Origin of the sequence: Natronomonas sp., from assembly GCF_047616845.1 — an archaeon.
GTDB lineage: Archaea > Halobacteriota > Halobacteria > Halobacteriales > Haloarculaceae > Natronomonas.
Genome location: NZ_JBLGBY010000077.1, coordinates 1 through 6,601 on the forward strand (window position 1 = coordinate 1; position 6,601 = coordinate 6,601).

Here is a 6,601-nt window from a genome sequence, read left to right on the forward strand (position 1 = left end):
CAAAATTGATCTGTTTGATTGTCGGTGGGTCAAGGATACTGAAGTCCGAAATCCGCCAGTTAGTGCTTGGAGGAGAAAACCCGGAAAATGTTTGCATGTCAAACAGCCCCTCATGCGCCATCTGCTCCGGGGGGCCAGGCAGTATGTCCATGCCATTTTTAGTAATGCTGTATACTTCGTGAGCTCGTTCTTGGAGAAGCCCGGCATTTGCCAGATCGCGACATTGTAGACGGATAACGTTCTCACGTCGTCGTGTACCCGCGAGCTGGGGTGGAGACACGTAATCACGACCGGCAGCACGCTCCAATATACGCCTGTCGCTGAGATATGCCTGCTCGTTTGGAGAAATATAAGTTCGATACGATGCTTCGCCGTTCATACTAATCTCGACACCATCGTGTTTTAAATTATTGGGTGGTCTGAACGAAAATCGCGTTCCGCTTCCGCGAACGATACCGTTTATAAGCCCGCTCCAGAACCTTCCCCCATGGTTCGGGATCCGCTGGCCGGTGACGACGCTCCCGACCTCGATGCCGTCCTGGGGGCGTTGTACGACGAGGACTGTCGAGCCATCATCCGCGAACTCGACGAGCCGCGGACGGCGAGTGAACTCACAGAGCGATGTGACATTCCCCGGTCGACGCTCTACCGGAAGCTCGACACGCTCACGGAGGCGTCGCTGCTCGCAGAGGGCACCGAAATCCGTGACGACGGCAGCCACGCCGGCCGGTACGAGATCGATTTCCGCGAGGTAATCGTCGCCTGTGACGACGAGCGGGAGTTCGACATCGAAATCGAGCGTCCAGCCCGGCGCGCCGACGAACGGCTCGCCGAACTGTGGTCGGAAGTCAGGGAGGAACTGTAACATGGTACATACAACAGTCGGCTCGGAAGTGCAGTTCGCAATCGCCATCATCAAGACGCTGATTCTCATCGTCGGCGGGACGGTGACGTATCTGGCCGCTACCGCCTACCGCCGCACCGGCGACAGATCGCTTCGATTGCTGTCGGCCGGGTTCGGCCTCATCGTCGTCGGCGTCCTGCTCGCCGGCTTTACCTTCGAATTACTCAACGTCGGCCTCGGCGTCGGCGTTCTCATCGAGAGCCTGTTCGTCCTCGCTGGCCTCACCACCATCGCCTACTCGCTGCACATCCAGTAGGCGCCGCCGCCCCGTGTCTCAACTGCTGGGAATCTGCCGTTCGGGTTTATGCCAGTTCTCCGTAGGCTCAACTGAGTCATGACGAACACTATCGGCGCACCCGGCATCGACATCTCACGTCGGGAATTCGTGAAAGCGACCGGAACCGTCGGCATGGCGAGCCTTGCTGGCTGTGCGAGCGGCTACCAGCCCTCCAAAGAGCCCGTCGGCAAGCCCGAACAGCAGGGAACGCTGCCGCTGGCCGGCCCACCACAGGTCGTCGACGTCCCCGAACAGAACAACCAGGTGACGCTGCGGTCGGTCACCTCGAAGCTGCCCGTCCACCCCGGTGATTCGATGGGTGGCCCCGTCGAGCTGCCCCGCGTGTGGGCGTTCCAGGCTGATGACCGCACGCCGAGCGTTCCCGGCCCCGTCATCCGGACGACCGAAGGCGAGGATATCGAGGTGACGCTCGACAACACCGACGCCTCGATGCCGCACACGCTGCACTTCCACGGCGTCCGGAAGACGTGGGAGAACGACGGCGTCCCGACGACGACCGGCATCACGGTCGCCCCCGGTGAGAAGCACACCTACCAGATTCCCGCGAACGTGCCCGGCACGCATCTGTACCACTGCCACTACCAGACCCACCGCCACATCGACATGGGGATGTACGGCATCTTCCGGGTCGACCCGAAGGGCTACGAGCCGGCCGACAAGGAGCTGTTCATGACCCTCAAAGACTGGGACTCCCGGCTCAATCGTCAGATGGCCGGCGAGGACGTCTCCTACAGCCCCCGCAATCGCAACCCCGACGTGTTCACCATCAACGGCCGCTCGGCCCCGCGCACGCTGCACCCCGAAGACGGCTCGCCGGTCATCGTCTCGCAGGGTGACATCGTCCGCATCCACCTGGCCAACAACGGCTACATGAACCACCCGATGCACACGCACAACCACCGCTTCCGTATCGTCGAGAAGGACGGCTCGCAGGTGCCGGAGGCTGCCCAGTACGAACAGGACATCGTCGACATCGCGCCGGCCGAGCGGAAAACCATCGAGTTCGAGGCCGACGCCGACCCCGGCATCTACCTCATGCACTGTCACAAGGTCAGCCACGCCATGAACGGCACCAGCTACCCCGGCGGTATGGTCGGCGGCATCGTCTACGAGGCGGCGATGGACTCGGACATCTTCGCCCAGCTGATGGACTACGCCGGCTACGAAGGGTAGGCCGTCTCGGCCGCCCGCGACGACATGGGGGTCGTTCCCCCTTGCTTGACTGGTCGTAGTTTTAATGTTGCTTGCTACCGACTCACGGACAGTGATATCCCATGTCCCATGATGAGTCACCTGCGGTCGAAGCCACCGAAGCCACTGACATCGATGCCGTCATCGTCGGCGCCGGGTTCTCGGGGTTGTATATGCTGCATCGGTTGCGCGAACTCGGACTGTCGGTTCGCGTCTACGAGAAAGGCAACGGTGTCGGCGGAACGTGGTACTGGAACCGCTATCCCGGGGCCCGCTGTGACAGCGAGAGCCACATCTACTGTTACTCCTTTTCGGACGACATCCTCGATGAGTGGGAGTGGAGCGAGCGCTACCCCGAACAGCCCGAAATCCTCGAATACCTCCAGTTCGCCGCCGACCACCTGGAGCTTCGCCGCGATATCGAGTTCAACACGGAGATCACCGGCGCCGAGTTCGATGAGGCGTCCGAGACGTGGACGGTCGCCACCGACGACGGCGAGCGCGTCTCATCGCAGTTCTTCATCAGCGCCGTGGGCTGTCTCTCCGAGCCGTTCCTGCCGGATTTCGACGGCCTCGATGACTTCGAGGGCGAGTGGTACCACACGGCCAGATGGCCTGAGTCGGTCGACCTCGAGGGCAAACGCGTCGGCGTCATCGGCACGGGATCGACGGGCATCCAGCTCATCCCCGAAGTTGCGGAGCGCGCCGGCCACCTGTCGGTGCTCCAGCGGACGCCGAACTACGCCGTGCCCGCGCGGAATCGCCCGCTCAACGACGAGGAGTACGAGGAAATCCGCGAAAACTACGACGAGATCTGGTCGGAGGCGCGCGACTCCAGATTGGGAATGCCGTTCGACACCGAGCACAACTCCGCACGACAGCTCTCCGAGGAAGAAATTCACGAAGCCCTAGAGAAACGCTGGCAGCAGGGCGGCTTCCGGTTCCTGCATGCCTTCGAGCCCGGCCACACGCTCTCGAACGCCGAGACGAACGAGATCGTCTCGGAGTTCATCCGCGACAAGATTCGCGAGAAAGTCGACGATCCGGACGACGCCGAGTCGCTCGTGCCGACCTCCCATCCGTACGGCGCAAAGCGCCCGCCGATGGATTACAACGGCTACTACGAGACGTACAACCGCGACGACGTGCGCCTCGTCGATGTCGACGACGCGCCGATAACGACGTTTACGGCCGACGGCATCCAAACCGAGACCGACCACTACGACCTCGACGTCGTCATCTTCGCGACGGGCTTCGATGCCATGACGGGCGCGCTCTTGGAACTGGACATCCAAGGTCGCGACGGCCTGTCTATCTCCGAGAAGTGGAACGCCGGGCCGCGAACCTATCTCGGCCTCGGAATTTCCGGCTTCCCGAACCTGTTCACCATCACCGGGCCACAGAGCCCCTCCGTGCTCACCAACATGCCGATGGCCATCGAACAGCACGTCGAGTGGATCACCGACTGCATCGAGCACATGCAGCGCGAGGGCTACCAGACTATCGAGCCGACGGAGGAATCCGAGAGTCAGTGGGTCTCCCAGACCAACATGCTCGCCGACAACATGCTGTTCTCCGAGGCCGAATCCTGGTATCGCGGCGCGAACGTCCCCGGAAAAGAGCAGGTGTTCACGCCGTTCCCTGGCGGCCTGGATATGTACCGGGATATCTGTGACCGCGTCGCGGAAGACGACTACGACGGGTTCGAACTGCGACGCGCGAGCGACGCGCCGGTGGCAGAGCAGTAGCGAAGTGCGGAAGACCTGTCGCCCGTCGCTTCAGAACGCCCGCAGTGCTTCGAGCCGTTCGGCGGCAGCGCCCGATTCGATAGCGGTCAGTGCCTGTTCAAGGCCGTCCTCGATGTTGTCCGCGCCCTCGCCCGCGTAGATTCGGAGGGCGGCGTTGACGGCGACGGCGTCGGCGAACTGGTCGTCACGCTCGCCGGTTAGCACTTCCTCGGTAATCGTCGCGGATTCGGCAGCGACATCGTCGACTGCGAGGTCGTCCTCCTCGAAATCCATGCCGTACTCCGGCGTCTCGATATCGAAATCGCGCATCTCCTCGCCCTCGTCCCAGACGGCGACCTTCGTCGAGCCGGGGCGGACGTCGTCGTAGCCTTCCATGCCCTGGAACATGACGACGCGGTCGACGGCCTCGGTTTCGGCTTCCTGGAAGGTGTCGATGATGCGCTTTGCGTACGGGAGATGATAGAACGAGCCGAGATGCGTCGAGGCGTTTGCCGGGTTCGCGAGCGTCTCGATGGTGTTGACGAAGGTGCGGACGCCCATCTCGTCGCGGCGCTCGCTCAAGGCATCGACCTCGGAGGCGAAGTTCGGCTGGTAGTAGAAACCGAAACCGACCTCGTCGGTCATCGCCGCGGATTCCTCGGGCGCGAGGTCGGTTCGAACGCCGAGCTCGTCGAGAACGTGTTTGTAGGCATCCTGTTTCTGCGTGGGAACGCGGTCGCCGGAGTGGGCGACGACCGGCGTGCCAGCGGCGGCGGCGATGAGCCCTGCGGCGACGCCGAAGATCGCCGTCCGGCCCTTTCCGTCGTAGTTTGCGCCACAGTCGACGGGGTCACAGTCGGGGGCGTAGGGTTCGGTGCCCTCGGCCATCACGTCGATGTAGGCGGCCAGCTCTTCGGGCGTGTTGCGCTTCCAGCGGTTGGCGAGCCAGAAGGCGCCCAGCGTCGTCGGGTCGGGTTCGAGGTCGAGGATGCGCCGGAACGCCTCTTCGGCCTGCTCGCGCGTCATGTCGTCCGCGGATTTATGCCCGGAGCCGACGACATCCGTCATCAGCCGCTTAAGCGGCCACTCGCCGTATTTCTCGGTCGTTTTCGCCATACGCGGAATTGGTTCCGGTGCGTCAAAAACACCCATCATTCGGCGAACAGCGGCGTTCCGGCAGGGGTGTTCGGAACCGACAGAGCATAATCCCTGCAGGTCGTAGAGCGGGCAATGAGTACCCCAGCGGCCGGCGACGAGGACTGGCGCGCCGATATCGATGACATCGATGCCGCACTCATCGACGGCTACCAGTCCGGCTTTCCCATCGCGGAACGGCCCTTCGCCCGCGTCGCTGACGCCCTCGGAATCACCGAGGATGCGGCTCTCGACCGCGTCCAGCGCCTCCACGACCGTGGCATCTTCCGGCGCTTTGGCCCCGTCCTCAATCCTCCCGTCATCGGCGCGTCGACGCTGGCCGCCGTCCAGGCCCCCGACGACCGCTTCGAGGAGGTCGCCGAGATCATCAACTCCTACGAGCAGGTGAACCACAACTACCGGCGCGACCACGAGTGGAACATGTGGTTCGTCGTCACGGCCGGGTCGCTCGAAACCCGCGACGACATCCTGGCCGAAATCGAGAAGCGCACCGGCTGTACGGTGTTGAACCTCCCGATGATGACGGATTTCTATATCGACCTCGAGTTCCCCGTCGTCAACAGCGACAGTTTCGCCCGCGAGACCCACAGCGTCTCCGAATCGGGGGAGGAACCGGACGATACACGCGACGCCGGCGTCGGCGCGACTCGCATCGCCGAAACCGCCGCGGCGAACCTCTCGGCGCTCGACCGCGCGCTCCTGCTCGAAATCCAGGAGGGGTTTCCGCTATCGAAGACGCCGTATCAGGATGTCGCAGAGGCGGTCGACGCCCCGGTCGATGAGGTGCTCGACGCCATCGCCCGCCTCCAAGACGAGGGCTGTATCAAGCGCATCGGCTGTGTGGTCAACCACGTCATCACGGGCTTCGACGCCAACTGCATGGTCGTCTGGGACGTGCCGGACGAGGAACTCGACGAGCGCGGCATCGATGTCGGCGGCTTGCCGTACGTGACGCTCTGTTATCATCGCCCGCGCCGCCCGGAGCAGGGATGGCCGTACAATCTCTTCACGATGATTCACGGCCGTGACCCGGCGGCGGTCGACGAGAAAATCGACGAACTCGCAGCCGAGCATCTACCATTCGAGCACGAACGGCTCTACTCGACTGAGACGTTGAAACAGACGGGTGCGCGCTACGAGGAAATCGTCGGAGAATAGCATACGCCGCGCGGAGCGCGGCGTTTCACCGACTGGGAGGGTCGAAGCCCCGAGCGGTCGGCCTTTTTCATCGACGTTTTTCAAGGAGTGGTACGCGAGCGAAGCGAGCGTACCCGACGCAGAAAAAGGTCGGAAGCAGACGGGTGCGCGCTACGAGGAAATCGTCGG

At 63.0% G+C, this 6,601-nt stretch carries 6 protein-coding genes and 1 pseudogene; 5 read left to right on the top strand and 2 right to left on the bottom strand.

Annotated features, from left to right (window positions below; all coding sequences use genetic code 11):
* Nucleotides 1-379, bottom strand: a pseudogene (locus ACI8UR_RS11855) (hypothetical protein); the annotation flags it as partial.
* 108 nt (nt 380-487) lie between these two features.
* Between ACI8UR_RS11855 and ACI8UR_RS11860 the strand changes: the two are divergent.
* The 4 genes from ACI8UR_RS11860 (at nt 488) to ACI8UR_RS11875 (ending at nt 4,141) form a co-directional block, all read left to right on the top strand.
* Nucleotides 488-865 (top strand): helix-turn-helix domain-containing protein, encoded by a 378-nt coding sequence (locus ACI8UR_RS11860; RefSeq protein WP_411715946.1) that lies wholly within the window; start codon nt 488-490, stop codon nt 863-865.
* Between the two features lies 1 nt (nt 866).
* Nucleotides 867-1,160: a hypothetical protein gene (locus ACI8UR_RS11865; protein ID WP_411715947.1), complete on the top strand. Its 294-nt coding sequence runs from the start codon at nt 867-869 to the stop codon at nt 1,158-1,160.
* Nucleotides 1,161-1,238: 78 nt separating this feature from the next.
* On the top strand, nt 1,239-2,375 hold the full coding sequence (locus ACI8UR_RS11870) for a multicopper oxidase domain-containing protein (protein ID WP_411715948.1): 1,137 nt from the start codon (nt 1,239-1,241) through the stop codon (nt 2,373-2,375).
* Between the two features lie 101 nt (nt 2,376-2,476).
* Nucleotides 2,477-4,141: a flavin-containing monooxygenase gene (locus ACI8UR_RS11875; protein WP_415087909.1), complete on the top strand. Its 1,665-nt coding sequence runs from the start codon at nt 2,477-2,479 to the stop codon at nt 4,139-4,141.
* A 30-nt stretch (nt 4,142-4,171) separates the two neighbouring features.
* Here ACI8UR_RS11875 and ACI8UR_RS11880 read toward each other — a convergent pair whose 3' ends face one another.
* Nucleotides 4,172-5,236, bottom strand: coding sequence for an anthranilate phosphoribosyltransferase (locus ACI8UR_RS11880; RefSeq protein ID WP_411715950.1), 1,065 nt, complete (start codon nt 5,234-5,236; stop codon nt 4,172-4,174).
* 114 nt (nt 5,237-5,350) lie between these two features.
* On the opposite strand from ACI8UR_RS11880, the gene ACI8UR_RS11885 reads away from it, so the two are divergent.
* A complete protein-coding gene (locus ACI8UR_RS11885) occupies nt 5,351-6,433 on the top strand; it encodes an Lrp/AsnC family transcriptional regulator (RefSeq protein ID WP_411715951.1) in 1,083 nt (360 codons plus the stop codon).
* Nucleotides 6,434-6,601 lie beyond the last annotated feature (168 nt).

Coding starts and splice junctions, on each gene's coding strand:
- ACI8UR_RS11860 (WP_411715946.1), top strand. CDS start 488: ATGGTTCGGGATCCGCTGGCCGGTGACGACGCTCCCGACCTCGATGCC.
- ACI8UR_RS11865 (WP_411715947.1), top strand. CDS start 867: ATGGTACATACAACAGTCGGCTCGGAAGTGCAGTTCGCAATCGCCATC.
- ACI8UR_RS11870 (WP_411715948.1), top strand. CDS start 1,239: ATGACGAACACTATCGGCGCACCCGGCATCGACATCTCACGTCGGGAA.
- ACI8UR_RS11875 (WP_415087909.1), top strand. CDS start 2,477: ATGTCCCATGATGAGTCACCTGCGGTCGAAGCCACCGAAGCCACTGAC.
- ACI8UR_RS11880 (WP_411715950.1), bottom strand. CDS start 5,236: ATGGCGAAAACGACCGAGAAATACGGCGAGTGGCCGCTTAAGCGGCTG.
- ACI8UR_RS11885 (WP_411715951.1), top strand. CDS start 5,351: ATGAGTACCCCAGCGGCCGGCGACGAGGACTGGCGCGCCGATATCGAT.